This window comes from Bacillus sp. FSL K6-0994, from assembly GCF_038630815.1.
GTDB lineage: Bacteria > Bacillota > Bacilli > Bacillales > Bacillaceae > Bacillus > Bacillus safensis.
On sequence record NZ_CP152043.1, the window covers coordinates 2,503,109 to 2,526,432 of the forward strand.

26 protein-coding genes and 1 riboswitch are annotated in these 23,324 nt (G+C 40.9%); of the genes, 4 read left to right on the plus strand and 22 right to left on the minus strand.

The annotated features are described in order from the left end of the window. Nucleotides 1-28: 28 nt before the first annotated feature. The 4 genes from MHB69_RS13000 to MHB69_RS13015 form a co-directional block, all read right to left on the minus strand. A complete protein-coding gene (locus MHB69_RS13000; protein WP_342495662.1) occupies nucleotides 29-895 on the minus strand; it encodes an ATP-binding protein in 867 nt (288 codons plus the stop codon). After that, the gene (locus tag MHB69_RS13005) at nucleotides 834-1,694 is read right to left on the minus strand and encodes a phage replisome organizer N-terminal domain-containing protein (RefSeq protein ID WP_142155681.1); all 861 of its coding nucleotides are present in this window, start codon (nucleotides 1,692-1,694) and stop codon (nucleotides 834-836) included. Before MHB69_RS13005 ends, MHB69_RS13000 begins: the two co-directional genes overlap by 62 nt. 80 nt (nucleotides 1,695-1,774) lie before the next feature. Further along, nucleotides 1,775-1,927, minus strand: a complete 153-nt coding sequence (locus MHB69_RS13010; RefSeq protein WP_017367805.1) for a hypothetical protein — start codon at nucleotides 1,925-1,927, stop codon at nucleotides 1,775-1,777. A 110-nt stretch (nucleotides 1,928-2,037) separates the two neighbouring features. Then, a complete protein-coding gene (locus MHB69_RS13015; protein WP_142155682.1) occupies nucleotides 2,038-2,241 on the minus strand; it encodes a helix-turn-helix transcriptional regulator in 204 nt (67 codons plus the stop codon). 156 nt (nucleotides 2,242-2,397) lie between these two features. On the opposite strand from MHB69_RS13015, the gene MHB69_RS13020 reads away from it, so the two are divergent. Continuing rightward, nucleotides 2,398-2,796: a helix-turn-helix transcriptional regulator gene (locus MHB69_RS13020; RefSeq protein WP_058015859.1), complete on the plus strand. Its 399-nt coding sequence runs from the start codon at nucleotides 2,398-2,400 to the stop codon at nucleotides 2,794-2,796. Nucleotides 2,797-2,993: 197 nt separating this feature from the next. Here MHB69_RS13020 and MHB69_RS13025 read toward each other — a convergent pair whose 3' ends face one another. Together MHB69_RS13025 and MHB69_RS13030 are read right to left on the minus strand one after the other, a co-directional pair. Next, nucleotides 2,994-3,119 carry a hypothetical protein gene (locus MHB69_RS13025; RefSeq protein WP_263490599.1) on the minus strand — a complete coding sequence of 42 codons (126 nt, stop codon included), beginning with the start codon at nucleotides 3,117-3,119 and terminating at the stop codon, nucleotides 2,994-2,996. 20 nt (nucleotides 3,120-3,139) lie between these two features. Next, a complete protein-coding gene (locus MHB69_RS13030) occupies nucleotides 3,140-4,255 on the minus strand; it encodes an AimR family lysis-lysogeny pheromone receptor (RefSeq protein WP_342495663.1) in 1,116 nt (371 codons plus the stop codon). Nucleotides 4,256-4,517: 262 nt separating this feature from the next. Between MHB69_RS13030 and MHB69_RS13035 the strand changes: the two genes are divergently transcribed. Next, nucleotides 4,518-4,952, plus strand: a complete 435-nt coding sequence (locus tag MHB69_RS13035) for a helix-turn-helix transcriptional regulator (protein WP_142155684.1) — start codon at nucleotides 4,518-4,520, stop codon at nucleotides 4,950-4,952. A 67-nt stretch (nucleotides 4,953-5,019) separates the two neighbouring features. Here MHB69_RS13035 and MHB69_RS13040 read toward each other — a convergent pair whose 3' ends face one another. The 3 genes from MHB69_RS13040 to MHB69_RS13050 all read right to left on the minus strand — a co-directional run bounded on the left by MHB69_RS13040 (nucleotide 5,020) and on the right by MHB69_RS13050 (nucleotide 7,741). Then, nucleotides 5,020-5,205, minus strand: coding sequence for a LuxR C-terminal-related transcriptional regulator (locus MHB69_RS13040; protein ID WP_342495664.1), 186 nt, complete (start codon nucleotides 5,203-5,205; stop codon nucleotides 5,020-5,022). A gap of 205 nt (nucleotides 5,206-5,410) precedes the next feature. Next, the gene (locus MHB69_RS13045) at nucleotides 5,411-6,727 is read right to left on the minus strand and encodes a citrate:proton symporter (RefSeq protein WP_342495665.1); all 1,317 of its coding nucleotides are present in this window, start codon (nucleotides 6,725-6,727) and stop codon (nucleotides 5,411-5,413) included. A 153-nt stretch (nucleotides 6,728-6,880) separates the two neighbouring features. Then, nucleotides 6,881-7,741 (minus strand): LysR family transcriptional regulator, encoded by an 861-nt coding sequence (locus tag MHB69_RS13050; RefSeq protein ID WP_024423208.1) that lies wholly within the window; start codon nucleotides 7,739-7,741, stop codon nucleotides 6,881-6,883. 135 nt (nucleotides 7,742-7,876) lie between these two features. Between MHB69_RS13050 and MHB69_RS13055 the strand changes: the two genes are divergently transcribed. Continuing rightward, nucleotides 7,877-9,007, plus strand: coding sequence for a PrpF domain-containing protein (locus MHB69_RS13055; RefSeq protein ID WP_111926349.1), 1,131 nt, complete (start codon nucleotides 7,877-7,879; stop codon nucleotides 9,005-9,007). 27 nt (nucleotides 9,008-9,034) lie between these two features. On the opposite strand, the gene MHB69_RS13060 is transcribed toward MHB69_RS13055, so the two are convergent. From MHB69_RS13060 to MHB69_RS13080, 5 genes are all read right to left on the minus strand, one after another. Continuing rightward, nucleotides 9,035-9,754, minus strand: coding sequence for a biotin--[acetyl-CoA-carboxylase] ligase (locus MHB69_RS13060; RefSeq protein WP_211043135.1), 720 nt, complete (start codon nucleotides 9,752-9,754; stop codon nucleotides 9,035-9,037). A gap of 77 nt (nucleotides 9,755-9,831) precedes the next feature. Then, nucleotides 9,832-10,293: a thioesterase family protein gene (locus tag MHB69_RS13065; protein WP_101676790.1), complete on the minus strand. Its 462-nt coding sequence runs from the start codon at nucleotides 10,291-10,293 to the stop codon at nucleotides 9,832-9,834. A 121-nt stretch (nucleotides 10,294-10,414) separates the two neighbouring features. Beyond that, nucleotides 10,415-11,179 carry a succinate dehydrogenase iron-sulfur subunit gene (sdhB, locus tag MHB69_RS13070; RefSeq protein WP_034279749.1) on the minus strand — a complete coding sequence of 255 codons (765 nt, stop codon included), beginning with the start codon at nucleotides 11,177-11,179 and terminating at the stop codon, nucleotides 10,415-10,417. 1 nt (nucleotide 11,180) lies between these two features. Continuing rightward, on the minus strand, nucleotides 11,181-12,941 hold the full coding sequence (gene sdhA / locus MHB69_RS13075; protein WP_034279746.1) for a succinate dehydrogenase flavoprotein subunit: 1,761 nt from the start codon (nucleotides 12,939-12,941) through the stop codon (nucleotides 11,181-11,183). Nucleotides 12,942-12,978: 37 nt separating this feature from the next. After that, nucleotides 12,979-13,587 (minus strand): succinate dehydrogenase cytochrome b558 subunit, encoded by a 609-nt coding sequence (locus tag MHB69_RS13080; protein ID WP_024423213.1) that lies wholly within the window; start codon nucleotides 13,585-13,587, stop codon nucleotides 12,979-12,981. Between the two features lie 283 nt (nucleotides 13,588-13,870). Here MHB69_RS13080 and MHB69_RS13085 point away from each other — a divergent pair, with 283 nt between their 5' ends. Further along, nucleotides 13,871-14,314: a YslB family protein gene (locus MHB69_RS13085; protein ID WP_024423214.1), complete on the plus strand. Its 444-nt coding sequence runs from the start codon at nucleotides 13,871-13,873 to the stop codon at nucleotides 14,312-14,314. 153 nt (nucleotides 14,315-14,467) lie between these two features. Here MHB69_RS13085 and MHB69_RS13090 read toward each other — a convergent pair whose 3' ends face one another. The 8 genes from MHB69_RS13090 to MHB69_RS13125 all read right to left on the minus strand — a co-directional run bounded on the left by MHB69_RS13090 (nucleotide 14,468) and on the right by MHB69_RS13125 (nucleotide 23,319). Beyond that, complete coding sequence (locus MHB69_RS13090) at nucleotides 14,468-15,703, minus strand: aspartate kinase (RefSeq protein WP_034279740.1); 1,236 nt, start codon at nucleotides 15,701-15,703, stop codon at nucleotides 14,468-14,470. A gap of 133 nt (nucleotides 15,704-15,836) precedes the next feature. Then, nucleotides 15,837-16,014, minus strand: a riboswitch (Lysine riboswitch). Nucleotides 16,015-16,075: 61 nt separating this feature from the next. Then, nucleotides 16,076-17,848, minus strand: a complete 1,773-nt coding sequence (uvrC, locus tag MHB69_RS13095) for an excinuclease ABC subunit UvrC (protein WP_024423216.1) — start codon at nucleotides 17,846-17,848, stop codon at nucleotides 16,076-16,078. Nucleotides 17,849-17,987: 139 nt separating this feature from the next. Further along, on the minus strand, nucleotides 17,988-18,302 hold the full coding sequence (gene trxA, locus MHB69_RS13100; protein WP_007501629.1) for a thioredoxin: 315 nt from the start codon (nucleotides 18,300-18,302) through the stop codon (nucleotides 17,988-17,990). A gap of 246 nt (nucleotides 18,303-18,548) precedes the next feature. Beyond that, complete coding sequence (locus MHB69_RS13105) at nucleotides 18,549-20,027, minus strand: alpha-N-arabinofuranosidase (protein WP_061109446.1); 1,479 nt, start codon at nucleotides 20,025-20,027, stop codon at nucleotides 18,549-18,551. A 75-nt stretch (nucleotides 20,028-20,102) separates the two neighbouring features. After that, the gene (locus tag MHB69_RS13110; RefSeq protein WP_041115051.1) at nucleotides 20,103-21,080 is read right to left on the minus strand and encodes an electron transfer flavoprotein subunit alpha/FixB family protein; all 978 of its coding nucleotides are present in this window, start codon (nucleotides 21,078-21,080) and stop codon (nucleotides 20,103-20,105) included. A 43-nt stretch (nucleotides 21,081-21,123) separates the two neighbouring features. Next, nucleotides 21,124-21,897 carry an electron transfer flavoprotein subunit beta/FixA family protein gene (locus tag MHB69_RS13115; RefSeq protein WP_024427173.1) on the minus strand — a complete coding sequence of 258 codons (774 nt, stop codon included), beginning with the start codon at nucleotides 21,895-21,897 and terminating at the stop codon, nucleotides 21,124-21,126. Nucleotides 21,898-21,928: 31 nt separating this feature from the next. Beyond that, nucleotides 21,929-22,708, minus strand: coding sequence for an enoyl-CoA hydratase (locus MHB69_RS13120; RefSeq protein ID WP_025092456.1), 780 nt, complete (start codon nucleotides 22,706-22,708; stop codon nucleotides 21,929-21,931). Between the two features lie 26 nt (nucleotides 22,709-22,734). Further along, entirely contained in the window at nucleotides 22,735-23,319 is a 585-nt protein-coding gene (locus tag MHB69_RS13125) for a TetR/AcrR family transcriptional regulator (RefSeq protein ID WP_024427175.1), read from the minus strand. Between the last annotated feature and the right edge of the window lie 5 nt (nucleotides 23,320-23,324).

Below are 23,324 nucleotides of genomic sequence, written 5' to 3' on the forward strand. Positions count from 1 at the left end.
TTGAATTGCTGATGGTCATAGTTCTCTCCTAAAATGGCAATTCTTCGTCACGCTTATCAAAGGTGTCTTTAAACAAAATGTATTTAGACTTTTTTGTCATGCGTGATACAAGTTTTGTGTCGTACATTTGTTTTAGTTTGTCCCCTGTTAAATTGGATGTGTAAATCGTTGTTTTATCCTGTCTAGCTGATGTGACTGCATAAAGTATCTTGTGAATAAAGTTGGTGGCTTCGCTCTTTGAATGTTCAGATCCCGTTTCAGCACCTACATCATCAATCACTAGATAATCCACATCACCAATAAGCCCTGTTACATAACTTTGTGTGAATTTACTTTCTTTGTTGTTGAAAGAGTCTTGAATTGCAAAAGCAGCATCAGCAAGGTTTACAAATAAGCATGATTTCCCCATATCCTCAGGGTTGTCTGGATCAGGTGGCACATTGAGAGCTTTAAGTGCTGCGTAAGCTAGATGACTCTTCCCTACTCCTGGATGACCTTGCAGAAAGATATTAAACACTTTTCCTTGTTTCAAATAACCAACAAGCTCCATCATGAGGCGTTTATTTGCCGTTTCCTCAGGCTCAGTTACTTTGTAATTATCAAACGTTGCATTCGCAATGGTCCTGTCTCGGAAGATGCTACGTTTCTCCAGCATATTGAAATTTTTTGTCCGCTGGCTAAACTCGATCTGCCTCTCCAAGTCTTTTTGGATCTTCTTCTCATCTGCCTCCAGCTCACATCTTGGGCAGATTATTTTGCCATTGAGGATCATCATGCGAACAGGCTTGATGACATCCTCGTTCCCTCTTGTGAATGTGTGTTTATTGCAGTATTCAGAATGGAAGGTCATTCTTGCGTTTAAGGACTCCGCCGCCACTGATTTGATGCTCTGCATTTTTTATCACCCCCACACCTTCATTCAGGTATCCTTCAAACTTCGTTCCAAACAATGTTGATGGCTGCAGGTATTTATTCATTTTGTCGTCTTTAAGCCATTGATGAGTCTTTGTAAGAATCACTGTTTTAAAGTCTTCAAATCTAAATCCGTCATTCCAGCGTGCTTTAATTAATCTTTGTGTAGCTGCAGATGAATGTCTGAATGACTTCCCTGTTACTTTGTTCAAAAGATCAACAATCAGCTTGAATGGAATTTCAGATTCTTGAGTTTCAGGATCATCAGTCGGGTTGCTCGACAATATATCTTTTAATTCTTTATCTTTATCTAGTTCTTTATCTATATCTGTTGCGTGACTTGGTGTGACGTTGATCGTGACGTCACGTGACATGTTATTTTTTGGTTGTGGCAGACTCTGTTTTTTGCGTTGTTTTTGCTTTCTCAATCGGTTCTGCTCCCTGATCTTTTCGAGAGCATCTAAATTCTGATGTTTCTCCCAATTACATATACTGATATAATTCTGTTCATTAATTTCTATCATGCCGAATTTCCTGAATGTGTCTAAAGCCATACGAACAATTCCTAATGGTCTTCCAAAGATATGCGCTAACATTTCGTCTGTGTAAGGCACGTTTTCGCTTAGATAAATAAAACCAGATGCGTTAGTTTTTCCTGCTTGAGCAAGTAATTTAACCCATATAATCAACAGAGTGTCAGATTCAGGCATTTGTTCAATGAGTTTAATTTTTTCATCATCGAACATCTGGGTGCTTAGCTTCACCCATTTGACTTCACCCATCTTCAAAATCCTCCTAATGTTTTTGATAAATAGTTTTTCTAATTGAAGCTTGTCCTTTAAAAAAAGGTGAAACAAATGTTTCAAGCCTCTTTAGTTTTTTTGTTCTTTTCTTTTTTTACTGGTGTATAATAAGGCGCCACAGCCTCAGTAAAAAGTTTTTCTCTGTCTTCAGTTCCAAAGAAAACTTCTCCAAGAAACAGGTTGCTTTTTCTCTTTTGCTTTTTCTTAGCCATAAAGATCACCTCGACACATAATATGCAATGTGGACAGTAGGACTACCCACCAAAAAAATCGGCAGTTTCAAATTTGAATATCCCAACCATTATTCCTGACAGGTATTAAATTATTCAAAAAAAAGCTTGGCTTTTATGCCAACTTGTTCTGAAATTCTCTCTAAGCTTTTAAAAGTAGGAGAAATTTTTCCGTTTTCTAGTCTCGATATATAAGAACCCGTAAAACCCATCACTTCTGCGAATTCTTCTTGAGAAAGACCACTCTCTTTTCTTTTCGTTTTCAACATTTTAGCTAGTTCATCCAGGTCAATCACACAGCACCCCCTAATATTCCTGTCAGGAATGAATATACCACACAGGAATATTATTGGCAAGTCTTTTCCAAAAGAAATATTCCCGTCTGGAAAGTCAGTATGCTATAATTATTATGTAATTTTGGTTAAACTGTTACGATCAAAGGTGGTTTAAAAATGGAGAATAGAAAAATCGGTTTTGCTGTAAAGCGTCTACGTTTAAAAAAGAAGAAAACTGTAGAAGAGGCAGCTAAGGAAATTGGTATATCTCAAAGCTATTTATCTAGAATTGAGAATAACTCACAAATTCCCTCCGTTAAAGTTATAAATAAAATAGCAGATTATTTTGATGTACATAGTTCATATTTATTTTTGGATGAAGAAAGCATAAATAGCTTTACTGAAAAAGAGAACGAATTATTCTCAAGCAAACATATTAATATAAATGACCTTGAAAAATTAAACATTGTTCATGACAACGGCTCTAAAATCACAAAAGAAGAAATTAATTATGTAATTGATCGCCTAAAGGAACTAAGAGAATTAAGAGAAAATTATTTAAAAGGAAAAGAATAATTTATTTTTTTTTGCTTTCTTCTTCAAGTTTCTTTATTTTAGATATTTCTCTCTCTATTTTTTCAATAAGTTGTTCGTAACTAGACAATATACTTTCCCCCTAATTTAACTAGTGTTTCCTGTTTTATTGTTTTCCCAAAACAGGAAACACCTCTTTAAAACACGAAAGACGATACCATTTCTGGTAACGTCTTTTTTTACATCCCTACTCTTACTTCTTTTGTTTGAATAATCATTTCTTTTTCACTCTTCATATCAGCGTCCTTCACTCCGGCTGGTAAAAGAAAAATTGTTATTATAAATAAGCTAGTTAATACTTTCATACTTTCACCTCCCCTGACCTTTAAAGTGTAAGATCTAAATCCATTTTTTTCAACTGGATTTTCGGGATATTAGCTCTAAAGTAATCACGCTGTTCAGAGAAAAAGTGTAAAGATAATAAAATTTTATCTGTCCTTACCTCTCTAATTCCATCAAATAGATATGCATAGGGGCGTAAGGATTTATCTAAGTAATACAGTTTAAGTGAACTGCCTTCACTTAGAACCTGTGTGAAATGTGTAACATTATAATCTTCATCAATTTTTTTACACCAGTAATATTGAAGAATAGCAATCTCTTCTTTATTTTGGATAACTTCTTCTTCTCTCTCTGGAAACTCTTCATATAATTTCAAAAGTTGCTTGTAGTAATTTAGTGATTTCTTATACGACTCAAAAAAATAGGATAGACCAAGTAAATATGTTGCGGTCATGACATGGCTTTTGCTAATACCTGTTTTCATTAAAGACATTGCAGAATCTCTTGCTTTTTCAATATTATTTTCTTGTTTCAGGTACGTGTTTGCAAGAATTTCATCAATTCTCGCTTTAAAGCTCTTCTTTAGATATGGATCATTAATTCCTTTTAAAAATTCCTTGGCTCTATCAATTGAATACAAACTTAAATCGTACTTCCCGATATTGTAATAGACATATGATTCAAATATTTCAAGTAATGTTTTACCTTCTATAGTTTTTGCTTTAAGATTGTTTAATGCTCTTTGGTGTTCAAGCGGTTTAAAAGATTCTCTAAAGTTCAAAGCAAAGCGGTAAGCATTACAAGCGTCTGCTGCTACAGAAGAATAATTATCAATTATATATCTTATTTCATTAAACATCTGATTGGTGTAATAATATTCCAAAGCGCTATAAATGTATTTCTTATCGAAGCCACTTTTAGAGTATTCTTTCATCAATTGTTTTTCTTCACTAGGTGAAATTTCCCTTACTGTTTCTATGACCATCCAAAAAGCTATTTCTTTTCCCGAAAAAAATTTACTCATATAACCTTTTGTAATCCCGATCGCTTTGGCGATACTATTTTGGGATTTCTCCATTTTATCCAGGTGTTTTTTCAGAACGTCTCTTATATCATCATTTTTAACTGTACTGTGCATACGCTCACCTTTCAAAATCAATTTAGCACTCTAAAGTCGAAAATGCTGTCACAAAATGTCGAATAAGTATGAATTTTTAATCTAAAATTAAAAACAATCCTTTTCTGTTAATTCAATTATAATCCTTTTAAGGTTTATATTAACATATAACTTTTGGAGGAGTTATATGATGCGAGCTTTATTTGTAAATATGAGTAGGTTTATTATCAAGTAATTTCCAACATGATATAATTATTGTTATTGATTAAGATTAAGTGTTATTAAATTGGGGTGTCTTTATCTAATGGATTATAAAAAAAACGAAATAATCGGAATAAACTTAAACAGACTAAGAAACAAGCAAAAACCTAAACTATCAATAAGACGTCTCGCTGAAGAAGTTGGTTTGAGTAATGGGTATTTATCAAAGCTTGAAACCGGTAAGATTAAAGGTCCGTCTTTGGAAGCCATGATGAAACTTTCTGATTTTTTCAATGTGGATCTCAGCTTTTTTATTACCGATCCTAGATATATTGATAACAAAGGCAAAGATGTAGAGACGAATCAAGTTTATGTGAATGGACTGACTCTTGATACAATCAAAAATATGAACATTATAGATGATGATGGAAACCCATTAACAGATGATGAACGAAATTTCATGCTTGAAGCATTAAAGAGTTATAGAGCCACTAAGGTCAAATTCTTCACAAGTAATATTTCATCGAATGACGATTGATTTTAAGCTTCTTTTTTCCACTCCTATTTCTTTCCCCTTCCTCTAAGCACTTTGTTTCTACACTTATTCAAGGATTTATTGTTAGTTTGCAAAAGGTATGCTTAGCATTCGAAATGTGATTTCGAACAGTCTTTTCGCTAATAAAAAGCTCGCTTGCAATTTCTTTTGTTGTTTTATCTTGGACGAGCAATTCGAATACTTCTCTTTCTCTTTTGGTTAATAGCGGCTTGGATTGAAACTCTTTCTCCTTCAAGTATTGTAACCCTCCTTGCTAAGGTGAGAGCTCTAGTCTCTATAGAATGGGATTCTGTATAGTCGAGATATCATATGCCGGGTGCCTGAGGTAGGTGACGTTAAAATCAAGAAATCCCGCATATCAGCGTCCAATTTCTACGCTTTCATCCACGCAAAAAAGGACGAGTCTCCTCCCCGAGACATCGCCTTTTTTTGCGTGGTATTTAAAAGATTGAAATGGCGCCTGTTAACAATGCAATAAGTGTTGTAAAAAGGGCAGTTAACACGGTCCATAGCAGTGCATATTTTTGCAAATCACCAATATCTTTGTTCAGCATACTGACAAGCAGCAGTGTTGAAGCGACAAGCGGACTCAGTAAGTGAACAGGCTGCCCTATGATAGAGGCACGTGCAATTTCCACCGGATCAATCCCATAAGCTGCGCCGGCTTCAGCCAGGATTGGCAGCACTCCGAAATAGTAAGCATCGTTTGAGAGCACAAATGTAAATGGCATACTCGTCAAAGCCACAATCAGCGGAAAAAATGAGCTGTAGGAATCCGGAATCATGTAAATGACCAAATGGGCAATGGCCTCAACCATTTTTGTTCCAGAAAAGATCCCTGTAAAAATCCCTGCTGCAAATACAAGTGTAATGACCGTTAATGCGTTGCCTGCATGAGATAAAATTCGCTCGCGCTGATCTTCAACCTTTGGATAGTTGATCATAAGAGCGATGACAAATCCAATTAAAAAGAGTACAGGAATTGGTATGATATCCATGACGAGTGTGACCATGACAGCAACTGTAAGGAAGAAGTTAATCCAAATCAGATTCGGTCTCTTGATATCGGCTACTCCATCTTCAATTGACGCAGCCAATTCAGGAGAAATGGACACCTCTTCTTTGTGCTGAATTTCTGCAATCCCAATCCGTTTTCTTTCTTTTTTCCCAAGTACATAAGCAGTAAAAAGTATAAAAAGACCGCCTCCAACCATCGTTGGGAGTAATGGAATGAAAAATTCGCCTGCATCTAATCCAAGCGCCGCGATTGCACGAGTAGCCGGACCGCCCCATGGCGTCATTCCGCTCATAATTCCTAATGATAATAATGAAATTGTTCCTAAAATTAATGGGTTCATCCCGATTCTTAAGAAAAGTGGCAGCATCGCTGATACGGTAATCATGTACGTTGTGGTTCCGTCACCATCTAATGCAACAAGCATAGACAAAATTGCTACCCCAAAAGCAATTTTGACAGGATCACCTTTTACAATACGTAGAATGAGTTTAATCAGAGGATCAAACAATCCAGCATCCAGCATGACACCGAAGAATAAAATCGCAAATAACAATAAAGCAGCTGATGGTGCAACAGTTTTCAGTCCATCAAGCATCATGTCCCCTAACCCTTTGTTAAAGCCGCCGATCAATGCAAATATGATAGGTACAACGGTTAGAGCCACCACCGGATGCATACGTTTTGTCATAATGAGAAATGTAAATGTCAAGACCATCAAGATCCCTAAAATAGCTAGCACTTTATATCCCTCCATCCTCTTCTTTACATGATCTGCAAGCGCCCCCTTGCACTTGCGATCTATATGTTAGCGCTTTCTATTCCAAGGATATAATAGCTTTTTTTATAATGAAAATATTGATTTTTTCGTATATTCAATAAATTTCTTTTATAATCAACCTTGCTGATTTCTTAAAAACTCAATGAACGCTTTCACCACAGACAAATGAAGTGAGTCTGGCTGGTACATGAGCCATGTATCTCTTAAAACAGGCTGTCCATCTTTATACGAAAGTCCTTTTACAAATAACTCATCACTTGGTCTGAGGCAAATTTCTGGGACAATGGCATAGCCTAAACCATGCTTCACCATCTCTTTTGATGTATCCTGACGGTCTGTCTCCATCGTGACAAGCGGAGGCATTGTGAATGTTTCCTGCCACCATCTGTTAATCAGCCGTTTTAATGAACTGTCTGTATGATAGTCAATGAGCGGCAGATTCGGGAGATCCTTTAGCTGAATCTCTGATTTTGAAATAATGCAAAGACGCTCTTTATCAAGCAAAAAACGCTCTCCATTCCAGTCATAATCACCTCTTAAAATCCCTAAATGCACACTTGATGTTCCTAATAAATCCATTACCTTTGTGCTCCAGCCTGTGTTGACCATAAATTGAACATGTGGATACTGCTTAGAAAATTCTTTTAATATTTCTGGCAGTTTATATTGGGCAAAGTTACTTGAGACCCCCAACCGGATCGTTCCTTTGACCTTTTTTTGCATATTGAGCATGCCATCTTTCGTTTGCTGCAGCTGTTTGAGCATGTCATTTGCGTATTTAGCCAAGTATTCGCCCTCTGATGTAAATTCAATTCCTCGTTTTCTTTTAAAGAAAAGCTTCATATCAAACTCCTCTTCAAGCTGTTTCAATCGATAGCTTAAGGCAGGCTGAGAGACAAATAATTTTTCTGCCGCTTTTGTGATGTTCTTTTCTTCATAAAGTACCTTTAGAAACCGCCAATCTTTTTCATCCATTGTATGCCCTCCATTTTTACTAATTATAAAATATTTTTATTGATTTCTCTTAAAATAATGTATTTAACTTATTCCTTATTATACTTTACCATTTTGGTTAGATAAACAGTTCATTAAAAATTGAGGGTGAGAGTCATGAGAAAAGTTCCAATCACAATCATGCGAGGCGGTACAAGCAAAGGGGTATTCATTCACGCAAACAATGCACCATATGAACACGATGAGCTCGAGGCATTTCTATTAGACATTATGGGCAGCCCTGACCGGCTGCAGGTCGATGGGATCGGCGGCGGTAATTCTTTAACAAGTAAAGTGGCCATTATCGATAAAGCCACACGCCCGGATGTGGATGTGAACTATACATTTGCACAAGTCAGTATTAATGAGAGATATGTCGACTTTAAAGGAAACTGCGGGAACATCTCATCAGCCGTTGGGCCGTATGCGATCATTAAAGGACTTGTTCAAGCGGTTGAGCCCATTACGACTGTACGTATTCTCAATACCAATACAAATAAAGTCATTACGGCAGAGGTCGAAGTCGAAAATGGGGAAGTTAAATTTGAAGGACAGGCAGAAATTCCAGGCGTAAAAGGAACCGGTTCTCCCATTTATTTATCCTTTGAGAAACCTGAAGGCGCTGTCACAGGTAAAACATATCCGACTGGAAACAAAATGGATACGATTCAAACAAAATTTGGAGAGATTCCCATCTCGATCGTTGACATTGCAAATCCAATTGCCTTTATTCGTGCCAAGGATATTCAATTAAAAGGAACTGAATTACCTGAAGAGTTTACAGATGAATTACTGGATGATTTAGAAGAAATTCGTTCTCTCGCTGCTGAAATGTGTCACTTTGCACCAAAAGAAATGGCCACATTACAGTCTCCAGCTGTTCCAAAGCTTGCGCTCATCAGCGAGCCTGCTGATTATGTAGATACAAATGGAATCTTGAGACGAGCAGAAGATATGGACATCATCGTTCGTATGCTATCAATGCAAAGACCGCACCAAGCACTTGCCATTACCGGCTCTGTCTGCGTGACAGCCAGCTGTTTCCTGGATGAAACGCTTCCTTCTCAGCTGTTCCAAGGTCAAGATGACACCCTTCGTATTGGGCATCCTGCCGGGATTATGCAAACGGAAATTGACATCTCTCAAAACAGAGTCAAAGTCATTCGAACGGCAAGAGAAATTCTAGACGGAGTTGTTTTCACAAAACAAGACTATGTGATTCAGCCTCATATTAAAAGAGAAGCTTAAAGCAGACGATGTTCTCGTCTGCTTTTTTTAATGCTGAAGCGGTGCATCGATATCTCCGGCAGAATGAGCTTTTATCTGCCCTTTCTCATCTTTTAGCTGGAGATGACCGTAGCGGTTGACTCCGCAGCAAATTCCCTCTTCCCATGTTTGTTTTTCACGGTCTAACGAGATCCGCAGCGGTTTAAGAAGACGATATAATCGTTTGTTGTAGAGGGCCGTGAGTGCTTCAAACCCTTCATTCTTCCAGCGTGTATGATATTTTTCAAAAGCGGCGACAAGTTCTTTCACAAGCTGATCAGCTTTTACCTCTGTAAGCTCTGATAGGCAAATGGTTTTGTACGGAACATGCTCCGGCTTTGTCTTCACATTGATGCCAACCCCGATATAAATGGCGGTACGGTCCGCTTCAATCAATGTGCCTGATACCTTTGCTTCATTGATGAGAATATCATTTGGCCATTTGATCGCCAGCTGATCCTCAGCCCTCATGAGAGGTTTGAGAACATCGTAGATCGCTAGTGCCGTCAGCGGAGCAATCGTTGACTGGGTGGAGAGTTCTTCTGGCGGCAAAACTGTCATGGTCACAGCGACATTCCCTGCAGGCGTTTCCCACGGTCTCCCTAGCCTGCCTCTTCCTGCTGTCTGCTGATGTGCATAGACAGCAAATGAAGGTTTTTCTCCTTGCTGAATGAGCCTTTTCGCTTCATTATTTGTACTATCAATGGTGTCATATTGAAAAATCTTCATGTGTTCTCCTTTTGTTCTTCTTGATATGATCTTTTTATTATAACAAAATGAAGCTTACACGTTGCTGAGGCTGCATGCTATCCATTTCGCTGAGCTTGAAATGTATCTTTTTCTTCCTCTGTAAATGGGACAGGTGCGCCTGTTTCTTTATTAATTTGCACCATAGTGACTGAGCCGGTAAAGCATGGTTCCTGCTGCTCGTTTTCTCCTAAATAATGAAGGATGAGTGAGCTCGATCCGACTTTTTCCGGCTTTACATACACACGAAGCCGCTCCCCTATCTCCACCTGTTTGATGTAATCACATTGCAGGTTTGCCACGACTGTAATTGTTTCTTTCACTCGTTTCATTCGTTTATCAACAATTCCCGTTTTTTGAAAAAAGGCGATCCGTGCTTCTTCAAAATACACAAATGGAGTGACATTGTTCATATGGCCAAACATATCCGTTTCTGAAAAACGGACAGTCGTTTCGACATAAAATCGAAAGGATGCTCTCCATTCTTCAAATGGTTCCTCAATATATGATGGAAGTCTCACTTCATCATCTCCTTATTCATCAATAAACGCCTCTCCCATATTGGAAGAGGCGTTTATTTTGTGTTCCATCCAGCCTCTTTTAAACACTCATCATGATTGGCAAAGAGGACTGAATGTGATGTTATTCTGCGTGATCGCTTCCGAAGAAGTTACGGAAAGCTTGTAATGTTGTATCTCGGTTAAGTGCTGCAATTGACGTTGTCAGCGGGATTCCTTTCGGACAAGCCTGCACACAGTTTTGAGAGTTCCCGCAGTTCGCAAGACCGCCGTCTCCCATAATTTCTTCTAGACGGTCTGACTTATTCATCGCACCTGTCGGATGTGCGTTAAATAGACGAACTTGCGAAAGCGGTGCAGGGCCCATAAAGGAAGACTTATCATTCACGTTTGGACAAGCTTCAAGGCAGACACCACATGTCATACATTTAGAAAGCTCATACGCCCATTGACGTTTTTTCTCAGGCATTCTTGGTCCAGGTCCAAGATCATATGTGCCATCGATCGGCACCCATGCTTTTACTTTTTTCAAGGAGTTGAACATGCGGCTTCTATCAACCTGCAAGTCTCTCACGACCGGGAATGTCTTCATCGGCTGAAGACGGATCGGCTGATCTAACTTGTCAATCAAGGCTGTACATGACTGGCGCGGTTTTCCATTAATGACCATAGAACAAGCTCCGCACACCTCTTCAAGACAGTTCATGTCCCAGTTGATCGCCGTTGTTTTTTCACCTTGTTTATTGACCGGGTTACGTCTAATTTCCATGAGTGCGGAAATGACGTTCATATTTGGGCGGTAAGGGATTTCGAATTCCTCATCATAAGGCTTTCCATCTGCTGTATCTTGACGTGTGATAATGAATTGAATTGTGTTTTTTTCACTCATCTTATTTCTCCACCTTTTTCTTCGAGTAATCTCGTTTACGAGGTGCAATTAACGATACATCGACGTCCTCATAGTGGAATGCAGGCTTTTGATTTTTCCCTTTGAACGTAGCCATCGTTGTTTTAAGGAATTCTTCATCGTTTCTTTCTGGGAATTCCGGTTTATAGTGTGCGCCTCGGCTTTCATTCCGGTTATATGCCCCAATCGTAATGACTCTTGCCAGCTGAAGCATGTTGTCAAGCTGACGTGTGAAGGCAGCGCCTTGGTTGCTCCATGATGCGGTATCATTGATGTTGATCTTCTTGTAGCGCTCCATTAGTTCTTCAATCTTCTGATCTGTTTTTAAGAGTTTGTCATTGTAACGAACCACTGTCACGTTATCCGTCATCCATTCTCCAAGCTCTTTATGAAGCACGTACGCATTTTCTGTTCCGTCCATGCTGAGGATGTTGTCCCATTTCTCCTGCTCTTTCTTCACGGCGCTGTCAAATAGTGCAGAAGAAAGGTCTTCCGCAGATTTTTCAAGACCGCTAATGTACTTCACCGCATTTGGTCCAGCGACCATTCCGCCGTAAATCGCAGAAAGAAGTGAGTTTGCACCAAGTCTGTTTCCGCCGTGCATTGAGTAATCACATTCTCCGGCAGCGAATAGACCTTTGATATTCGTCATTTGATCATAATCGACCCATAATCCGCCCATTGAGTAATGAACAGCTGGGAAGATTTTCATCGGCAGCTTACGCGGGTCGTCACCCATGAATTTTTCATAGATTTCAATGATTCCGCCAAGCTTAATATCAAGCTCTTTTGGATCTTTGTGAGAAAGATCGAGATATACCATGTTCTCTCCGTTGATGCCAAGCTTTTGCTCGACACATACGTCAAAGATTTCACGCGTTGCAATGTCACGCGGTACAAGGTTCCCGTATGCTGGGTATTTTTCTTCAAGGAAGTACCAAGGCTTCCCGTCTTTATACGTCCAAACACGTCCGCCTTCACCACGAGCCGATTCACTCATGAGACGAAGCTTGTCATCTCCTGGGATCGCTGTCGGGTGAATTTGAATGAATTCTCCATTTGCATAATGCGCACCTTGCTGATAGACGATGGACGCAGCAGATCCAGTGTTAATCATGGAGTTCGTTGATTTACCGAACACGATTCCAGGACCGCCTGTTGCCATGATGACTGCATCTGAACGGAAGGATTCAATTTCCATTGTCGTCAAGTTCTGCGCGACAATCCCGCGGCACACTTCCTCGTCATCTAAAACAGCGCCAAGGAATTCCCAGCCTTCATATTTCGTGACAAGTCCTGCTACTTCATAGCGGCGAACCTGCTCATCCAGTGCGTATAATAGCTGCTGGCCTGTTGTAGCTCCAGCAAACGCTGTACGGTGGTGCTGTGTTCCCCCGAAACGGCGGAAGTCCAATAATCCCTCTGGTGTTCTATTAAACATAACACCCATACGATCAAGTAAATGGATAATGGACGGCGCTGCTTCACACATTGCCTTTACTGGCGGCTGGTTGGCTAAGAAATCTCCGCCGTATACCGTGTCATCAAAATGCTCATAAGGTGAATCCCCTTCACCTTTTGTATTAACCGCTCCGTTGATTCCGCCCTGTGCACATACAGAATGCGAACGTTTCACAGGTACGATTGAAAATAGTTGAACAGCTGTTCCCGCTTCTGCTGCTTTAATAGTTGCCATGAGACCAGCTAAGCCGCCTCCGACAACGATGATGCTAGAATTACTCATTGTAGCCCCTCTCCCTCTTCTACTAATCTATTTCCTCTTAAACAAAAGCGAAAATTGCTCTTAGCCCTACATATGAAAGCGCTATAAATATACCTAATGTCACATATGTGGAGATTCGTTGTGAGCGTGGTGAAACAGTAATTCCCCAGCTGACAGCAAATGACCACAAGCCATTAGCAAAGTGGAAAATAGTAGATAAAACGCCGACAATATAGAAGCCTAGCATAAATGGAGAGCTTAAAATATTCGCCATCATGTCATAGTTGACTTCAGCTCCAAGCTGAGCTTGAATTCGTGTTTCCCATACGTGCCAAGAGACAAAAATCAATGTGATAATACCTGAAATCCTTTGCAGTCTGAACAGCCAGTTTCTTAAGTAACTGAAGCGAGACGTGTTGTTTTGTGCCGTAAAGGCTATGTACACCCCATAAACAGCATGATAGATCAGTGGTAAGAAAATCACGAACAGCTCAAGTGCATATCTGAAAGGAAGCTGTTCCATAAAGTGTGCAGCTTTGTTAAACGCCTCAGGTCCATTCGTCGCAAAGTGGTTAACCACTAAGTGCTGTATTAAAAATAGACCGACCGGAATGACGCCAAGCAAAGAATGCAATCTCCGATAAAAAAATTCTTTGTTCCCCGACATTACTTTACCCCCTAGTAAAAAAAGTGCAATTGCTTGAAAATTGTCTTACCCCCGCTTCTTTCAATTGTAAGCACTTTATTCAAATTTATTGACAATTTCATTTTACTCCTATGTCAAAAAAGCGTCAAGAAACCGCGTACATAAATTAAAATTTTCCGAAATTTAAAAGTTTTAAATCAAAATTCGTTTTACTACAATAAGAATTTCTTAGACTTCAGGGAAAACTCTGTCATCATATGCCCACATAAGCTATAATAAATTGTTGAAAGAGGGGAGCCGTACAATGAATAAATTCGAATCTAACTTAGAACAGCTAAAAGAAATTGAAGTCAATGGATTTGCCTACGAGCTGATACGCGAAGTTCTGCTGCCTGATATTCTTGGTCAGGACCATTCATCTATGATGTATTTTGCGGGTAAACTGCTTGCTCGTAAATTTCCTCAAGAGTCATGGGAGAAGATCCCCGAATTTTTCCATGATGCCGGATGGGGGACTCTCACAATGGTCCATTCGAAAAAACAGGAAATTGAGTTTGAGCTCGAAGGTCCACTAGTATCAAATCGACTCACCTATCAAAAGGAGCCATGCTTTCAGATGGAAGCGGGTTTTATTGCTGAACAAATTCAGCTTCTGAATGAGCACGTGGCTGAATCCTATGAACAAGTGAAAAAGCGTGCTGAGAAAGTCATTTTAACCGTTAAATGGGATTTAAGAGACCCTAGCTAATACTCTTGATAAAAGGCGCGACTTCAGGTCACGCCTTTTTTATATGTCTACATCTATCATAGCATACTTAATGAATGGGTCTACGCCCGTTTCAGCCGTTTCCATATAGAAAAAAGAGGCGCCCCTCTTTCATGAGAGCACCTCTTTACCTTTTTAAGAATGAGCAGCGGCGCTCACCTTTGATAAATCAAACGCATCATGCAGCGCTTCAACCGCTTTGACCATATCATCACGGCCGACCACTGTTGAGACTTTGATTTCAGACGTACTGACCATTTTCACTTGAATGTCTTTTTGCGCTAACACAGCAAACATTTCAGCAGCTACGCCTGGATTTGAGACCATCCCGGATCCCACAATGGATACTTTCGCTAATTTGCTTTCTGTCTCAATCTGCTCGTAGCCAAGCGCCCCTTTATATTCTTCTAATACTTCAACTGTTTTGGACAAATCATCCGTTTTGACAGAGAAAGAGATCGACGTCTGGTTGGTGCTTGTGACAGACTGAATGATGATATCAACATTGATATTCTGTTTCGCAAGCGTCGTAAAAATGGTCGATAATGTTGTTAAACCGCTTGAAAGTCCGCACACTGTCACACGTGTAATCTGATCTTCAAATGCAATGCCTCTGACGACTAAATTTTGTTCCATGGATGATTCCTCCTCAATTAACGTACCCGATTCATTTTCAATACTAGAACGGACTTCTAGCGGAACTTGATAATTTTTCGCAAATTCAACAGCTCTTGGATGCAGAACGCCAGCTCCTAAATTAGCCAGCTCAAGCATCTCATCGTATGAAATGCCTGCAAGTTTCCGCGCAGATGGTACATAACGCGGATCTGTTGTAAACACTCCTGGTACATCTGTGTAAATATCACATTTATCAGCTTTCAGTGCGGCAGCCAGTGCCACAGCTGTTGTATCTGATCCGCCGCGGCCAAGAGTTGTGATATGTAAGTCATCTGCAATTCCTTGGAAGCCTGCCACAACAACAACTTTCCCCGCACTTAATTCCTCTTTTATTCTTGATTCATCAATGTCCACGATTCTTGCATTTCCGTGTACATGCTCTGTTTTCATACCAGCCTGCCAGCCTGTAAAGGAAATGGCATCATAACCTCTTCTTTGGAGCGCCATCGCTAATAATGAAATGGTCACCTGCTCACCAGTTGCGAGCAGCATATCCATCTCTCTTTTGCTTGGATCGTCTGTGAGTTCTTTCGCTAAGTCTACTAGAACATCCGTTGATTTGCCCATCGCTGATACAACCACAACCACATCATGTCCTGCCTCGCGTTCAGCGATCACTCTCTCTGCGGCATTGCGGATTTTTTCTGCCGACCCAACGGAAGTTCCGCCAAATTTTTGTACAATTAGTCCCATGTCTACCACCCTTTTTCAAAAGTTCACGTGTGAGAGAAGAGGCAGCTTTGGAGACTGCCCGCTCACTGCAAATAAAAAAGCAATGAGAGAACAAATCTCCCATTGCTTTAAAATCATCATTAAACGATGCAAACAATGAGATAGCCCTCCAAGAAATCAATTCTTGACAGCCCTACATTTCTTCAATGTACAGCCAGCGAATAAAATGAGTGGATTTTATTCACTTCGGCGACGCTCCCCTTTCAGCCCTCTTCTTAGATCCCATCGATCTCCGAAGGCTTACTCTTGAAGTTCGCACCTCTATCTTCAACAAACAACACGTTCATTTATTAAATTAGTCACATCTTAACAGACTTTTGGTAAAAGTACAATCTATTTTTTTAATGCTTCCATTAAAAGTTCAGCCGTCTGTTTCGGAATGCCAGCCTCCTGAAAGTCTTGGATAGAGGCTTCTTTCATCTTTTTCACAGAGCCAAAATGTTTGAGGAGCTGCTTTTTACGCTTCTCTCCGATACCCGGTACATCGTCTAAAATAGACTGGAATGCATTTTTTCCGCGCAGCTGCCGGTGAAAGCTAATGGCGAACCGGTGCACTTCATCTTGAATGCGCTGCAATAAGTAAAAAGCCTGGCTATTCCGCTCCAGCGCAACAATTTCAAGTGTATCTCCCATCATGAGATTCGATGTCCGGTGTTTTTCATCTTTTACAAGACCTGCGACTGGGACAGACAGATTCAATTCATTTTCAAGCACATCGATGGCTGCGTTGATCTGTCCTTTTCCTCCGTCAATTAAAATTAAATCTGGCAGCGGCAGTTCATCCTTTAACACGCGGGTATATCGTCTTCTAATGACCTCACGCATGGATGCATAATCATCTGGCCCTGAGACAGTTTTAATTTTGTATTTTCGGTATTCCTTTTTATAGGGCTTCCCGTCCTGAAAGACGACCATGGCAGAAACCGGGTCTGCTCCTTGAATATTTGAGTTATCAAATGCCTCGATTCTGTATGGCATATAAATATTAAGTGCATCCCCGAGCTGTTTCACCGCACCAATTGTCCGCTCTTCATCACGCTCAATGAGCGAAAATTTTTCTTTTAAGGCGATTTTGGCATTTTGATGGGCAAGTAAAAGTAAATCCTTTTTCTTTCCTTTTTTCGGCTGGTGAACGTTCGTCTCAAGCAATTGCTCAATCATCTCTTGATCGACACTGTCAGGCACCAAAATTTCCTTCGGCAGAAAATGGTTGTTCTTTTCATAAAATTGCCCCATAAACGTGAGGAACTCTTCCTCAGGGTCCTGATACATTGGAAACAGGCTGACATCACGTTCAATCAATTTCCCCTGTCTGATGAAGAAAACTTGGACACACATCCAGCCTTTATCATAGGCATAGGCGAAGACATCTCGATCTGATAAATCACTCATCGTCATTTTCTGTTTTTCCATCGTTGAGTCGATATATGCGATTTGGTCTCTTAGTTCCTTTGCCCGTTCAAACTCTAAATTTTCAGCAGCTTCCTGCATCTTTTCGGTGAGTTCTTTTTTGATTTGCTGATGTCCTCCGTTTAGAAACCTTGTGATTTCATCCACGAGCTGCTTATTCGTTTCTTCGGAAATGTCATACACACATGGCGCAAGACATTGTCCAAGGTGATAATAAAGACAGACGCGGTCAGGAAGGGTGGCGCATTTTCTCAGTGGATATAAGCGGTCGAGCAGCTTTTTTGTTTCTCGAGCTGCTTGTACGTTTGGGTATGGACCGAAATATTTCCCTTTGTCCTTTTTTACATTGCGGGTGACGATCAGCTTGGGATGGCGTTCATTCGTAATTTTTATAAAAGGATACGTCTTGTCATCCTTGAGCATGACATTGTATTTTGGGTCATATTTTTTGATTAAATTCAGCTCTAAAATGAGCGCCTCGATATTAGAAGAGGTGACAATGTATTCAAAGTCTTCAATTTCACTGACAAGCCGCTGCGTTTTGGCGTCATGTGATCCAGTGAAATAAGAGCGCACCCTATTTTTTAAAACCTTTGCCTTTCCCACATAAATGATCGTATTTTGTCTATCTTTCATTAAGTAACAGCCTGGTTGATCCGGCAGGACTGACAGCTTTTCTTTGATTAGTTTGTTCATCTTTTCATCCGTCCTTGTTTTCCTCTTTCACTCCTTCTAGTGTATCACGAACATTTGTTTTATACCATGTTGAAAGAAAAGCGGCTCTCGTCTTTACGAGAACCGCTTCAATGATTATGCCGCTTGAGCATAGATTGGTTTATAGATGTTTGTTGACAAGCTCAGCAAGTGCTTCTTTTGGTTTGAAACCAACAGAAGTTTCTACAACTTCACCGTCTTTTAAAACAAGAAGTGTCGGGATACTCATAACGCCGTATTTACCAGCAGTTTCTTGGTTATCGTCTACATCAATTTTTACAATTTTCATTTTGTCGCCCATTTCTTGATCAAGTTCTTCAAGAACTGGAGCAATCATTTTACAAGGTCCACACCATGGTGCCCAAAAGTCTGCAAGAACAACACCTTCTGCAGTTTCTTGTGAAAATGTTGCGTCAGTAGCTTTTACGATTGCCATTATTCATTCCTCCAATGTAAATTATGCTTTTTAGTATAGCATCTACCAATGTGACTTGCGAATGAAATGCTTACGAATCATTTTTTAGGAAATGAATTAAAAAACAAACCGTATAATCGCACCAATAACAACAATCGCACCGATGATCATAAGAATGGTTCTAAGCATATGACATGACACCCTTTCCGCTTCATTTACAATGTATGATGCCCCAACATTCTTCTCATCAAACATCGAAATATGCAATTAAGCGAGGTCGACAGTTATCATGACCACTGACATTGGCGGCAGCTCCACCGTTAATTCGCCGGACTTTACAGCCATTTGCTCAAAGTCTTTTGGCTGAACAGAATGAGGATCATCGAATGTATTATGGGCATTCATGCGATCAGCCGTCAGTACACGTCCAGTGACTTTCGTTTGTTCTTCAATCCCTGCAATGGCAAGGGATATCTCTGTTTGTTCATGCGGATTCAAGTGACAGTAGCTAATATGCATCTTACCTGATGAACGCGAGGCTGACACACTGACCTGAGGAATTTTTTCACCTCTTCGTTCATACGGCGGTGAAACGAACTCCACTTCAAGCGCTTCTTCCTCTTGATGCACTTGAAACATGTGAAATACATGATACGTAGGTGTCAGAAGCATCTTTTCGTCCTTTGTTAATACCATCGCTTGCAGCACATTGACCGTCTGAGCAATATTTGCCATATGAATCCGCTCGCAATGGCGATGAAAAATATGAAAATGGAGTGCGGCCACAAGGGCGTCTCTTAGTGTGTTTTGCTGATATAAAAACCCAGGATTTGTCCCTGGCTCTGGGTCATACCATGTCCCCCATTCATCAATAATCATCCCGATTCGCTTGTCTGGGTCATAACGATCCATGATTTCTCCATGGTCTTCGACAAGCCGTTCCATCTCATAGGCCTTTTTCAGCGTGATAAACCATTCATCCTCATCGAATTCAGTCGCTGATCCTTTCTTCTCCCATGTACCAGGTACGGTGTAATAATGTAAACTGAGCCCATCCATCCACGGTGCAGCCCGCTCCATCAATACTTTCGTCCAATTCACGTCATTAGAGTTCGCGCCGCAGGCGATTTTGTAAATACGCTGCCCTGCAAACTCTCTTACGTACGTTTGATAGCGTTTATATAAATCTGCATAGTATTCAGGTGTCATATTCCCGCCGCAGCCCCAGCTTTCATTGCCTACACCAACATAGGTCAGCTTCCAAGGTTCTTGTTTTCCATTTTTAATGCGCCAATCTGACATAGGTGTCCCTTTTGGAAATGTCATGTATTCGACCCAATCGGCTAATTCTTGAACAGACCCGCTTCCCACATTGCCGCAAATGTAAGGTTCACATTCAAGCAGCTCACACAATGCCATAAATTCATGCGTACCAAATGCATTGGATTCAACCGTACCACCCCAATGGGTGTTGACCATTGGCTTTCGTTCACTCAGCTCACCTACACCATTTGCCCAGTGATACTCGTCTGCGAAGCAGCCCCCCGGCCATCTCAGCACCGGAATATGTAATGCTTGAAGGGCCTTCAGTACATCGGTACGAATCCCTTCAATATGACCAATCTCTGAGTCTTTTCCTACCCAAATCCCGTCATAAATTCCTCTTCCTAAATGCTCCTGAAAATGCCCATAAATGTGTTTAGAAATGCGTCCAATCACGTCATTGACTTTTACTGTCCCCTTCACTTGTCAACCGCTCCTTTTCTTCTTGATCACATACAAAAAAACCCAGAATACCTAGGCATTCTGAGTGTATGAGCGTTACGAGTGGATATTCATCTTTTTTAACTCTTCATTCAAAAGCGGGACCACTTCAAACAAGTCACCAACAATTCCATAATCGGCGATTTTGAAGATTTCCGCTTCTGGGTCTTTGTTAATTGCCACAATGACTTTACTGTTAGACATTCCCGCTAAATGCTGAATCGCTCCTGATATCCCGCATGCAATATAAAGATCAGGTGTGACGACTTTTCCCGTTTGACCAATTTGCAAAGCATAATCACAATAATCAGCGTCACAGGCTCCGCGCGAAGCTCCGACTGCTGCCCCCAGCGTCTCAGCGAGTTCATTCAGCGGTTCAAAGCCTTCCTTGCTCTTAACCCCGCGCCCTCCAGCAACAATGACCTTTGCTTCGGATAAATCTACACCTTCTGACGTTTTTTTAATGACTTCCTTCACGATCGTCCGAAGGTTTTGAATGTCGACAGAAACTGGTGTGACTTCTCCGCCTCGTGACGTATCCCGCTCAAGTGGTGCCACGTTATTTGGCCGGATGGTTGCTAGAAGCAGACGGTCTGTCGAAATGACTTTTTCGAAGGCTTTTCCAGAGTAAATCGGTCTAGTGAAAACAAGATGTTCACCGGTAACGCTTACATCAATCGCATCTGAAATCAAGCCAGTCTGGAGACGTGCGGCTATTTTCGGCGACAAGTCTTTTCCGATAGATGTATGGCCAAAGAGCACAGCATCTGGATCAACCTGATCTAATATGGCTTGAAGCGCCTGCGCAAAACCATCTGACGTATAATATGAAAGGTGCGGATGCTCCACAATCATGACATGATCCGCTCCATAGTAAAGCAGTTCATCTGCTAGGCCTTTGACGTCATCCCCTATTAACACGCCAATGACCTCGCCGCCCTCTGCCACTTTGTGAGCGGCAGCAATGGCTTCAAATGTCACATTTCTTAATTTACCGTCACGACTTTCTCCAAGTACAACAACTTTTTTACTCATCTTCAAGCTCCTCCTTGTTCTCGTGATATCGTAAAGTGGATGTTTAGATGACTTTTGCTTCATTTCTGAGTAGATCTGTCAGTTCTTTGACTTGATCCTGAAGCTCGCCGCTCAGCACCTTGCCACCCTCTTTTTTCTCCGGTAAGAAACGTTCAATTGTTTTGATTTTATATGGTACATCGTCTTCATCTAAATCTAAATCATCAAGTTCCAATTCTTCTAAAGGCTTTTTCTTTGCCTTCATAATGCCTGGTAATGATGGATAGCGAGGCTCATTGAGTCCTTGCTGAGCTGTGACGACAAGCGGGAGTTCGGCAGAAATGACTTCCACATCCCCCTCTGCATCTCGTTCAATCGATACAGAGCCGCCGTCAATTTGGATACTTGTTATCGTAGTCACATATGAAAAACCGAGTAATTCAGCAAGACGCGGGGCTACCTGTCCAGAGCCGCCGTCAATTGCTACATTCCCTGCTAAGATCAAGGAAGCCTCTTTGTCTTTTAAATAGTGATAAAGAATGGTAGAAGCAGAATATTGGTCCCACTCTTCTAAGTCATCCTCCACATTTAATAAGACGGCCCTGTCACAGCCCATAGCAAGCGCTGTTCTCAGCTGTTTCTCTGCATCCTCACCGCCAACTGTCACAACGGTCACTTCTCCCCCGTGCTCATCGCGAAGCTGAATGGCTTCTTCAATGGCATACTCGTCATAAGGATTAATAATGAACTCTGCTCCATCTTCTTGAATTGCACCAGACTGAATCGAAATTTTCTCTTCCGTGTCAAACGTACGCTTCATCAAAACAAATATATTCATTTATTTCTCCCCCTTGTGTCGTACTTATCCCTTATTCCCCTTTAAAATTCGGTTTGCGCTTTTCAATAAAGGCCTGGATGCCTTCTTTGGCGTCATTTGATTGGAAAACCTCACCAAATTTTTTGGCTTCCAGCTTCATTCCGCCGTCATATGAATACAGTTTTGTGGCGTTCAATAAATCAAGCACATATTCAAGTGATTTAGGGCTTTTCGCGGCAAATTTCCCCGCAAGTGTTTTGGCCGCTTCGAGCGCTTCTTCCTCTGTTTCTGCCAGCTTTGTAACAAGGCCGCACGTAAATGCTTCTTCACCTGTAATCGGTTCAGCTGTTCCCATCATTTCAAGTGCTTTAGCAGAACCAACGTAGCGCGGGAGACGCTGCGTGCCGCCGAATCCTGGAATAATGCCAAGGTTTAGTTCTGGCAGTCCAAGCTTTGCATCTTTTGTTGCGATTCGGATATCACAAGACATAGCAAGCTCAAGGCCCCCGCCTAATGCTGCTCCGTGAATCGAGGCAATGACTGGCTTTGGACACTGTTCAATCCGTTCAAAGACTTGCTGTCCTCTATCAGCGAGGCTTGCATAATCAGACTCTTCCTGTAAAGTCGTAAATTCTTTAATATCAGCACCTGCTGAGAAGAATCTGCCTTCTCCGTGGATCACAATCGCTCTTACTTCTTCATTCTGTTCGAGCTTATCGAACATGTCATTAAGCTCAGTGAGCAGCTGAGAGGATAAGGCATTTGCAGGCGGGTTCTGAATCGTGATGAGCGCTGTCTGTCCTTCATGATGTAAGCTGAGTATTTTTTCCATGTCAATCATCCTTTTTCACATTGTCTTTAGGATTGATGTATTCCGTTTAACAGCAGATCATGTACACTTTCTGCGAGTGCAGGCAGATCATATTTTTGATCATTCATGACCCATGTTGTTGCGGTTTCATCAATCGTCCCAAATACCATTTGTCTTGCTAAGCGGACATCTAAATTTTGTCTGAATTCTCCTGTTTTCTTTCCTTCTGTTAAAATCGACTCGAGCATATTTAAATACCCTTTTAGCACCTCATTGATTTTTTGCCGCAGCTCAAGGTTTGACTGCCTGAGTTCAAGCTGTGTCACAAGAGCCAAATGATGATTTTGCGCCAGCATGCGAAAATGCTCCTCGATCAACAGTAGAAGCTTTTCTTTTGCAGACGGCTTCTTTTGAATATCTGTCTCCATCCGTTCGATGAATTGTCCCATTTTTTCTTTGAACAATGAGATGAGAATATCCTCTTTGTTTTTGAAATAAAGATAAATGGTTCCGTCTGCCACCCCTGCTTGTTTCGCAATCTTTGAAACTTGTGATTGATGATAGCCGTTCTCCGCAATCACCACAACTGCAGCATCAATAATTTGCATGTACTTCGGTCTTTTCTGCTTCAATGTGC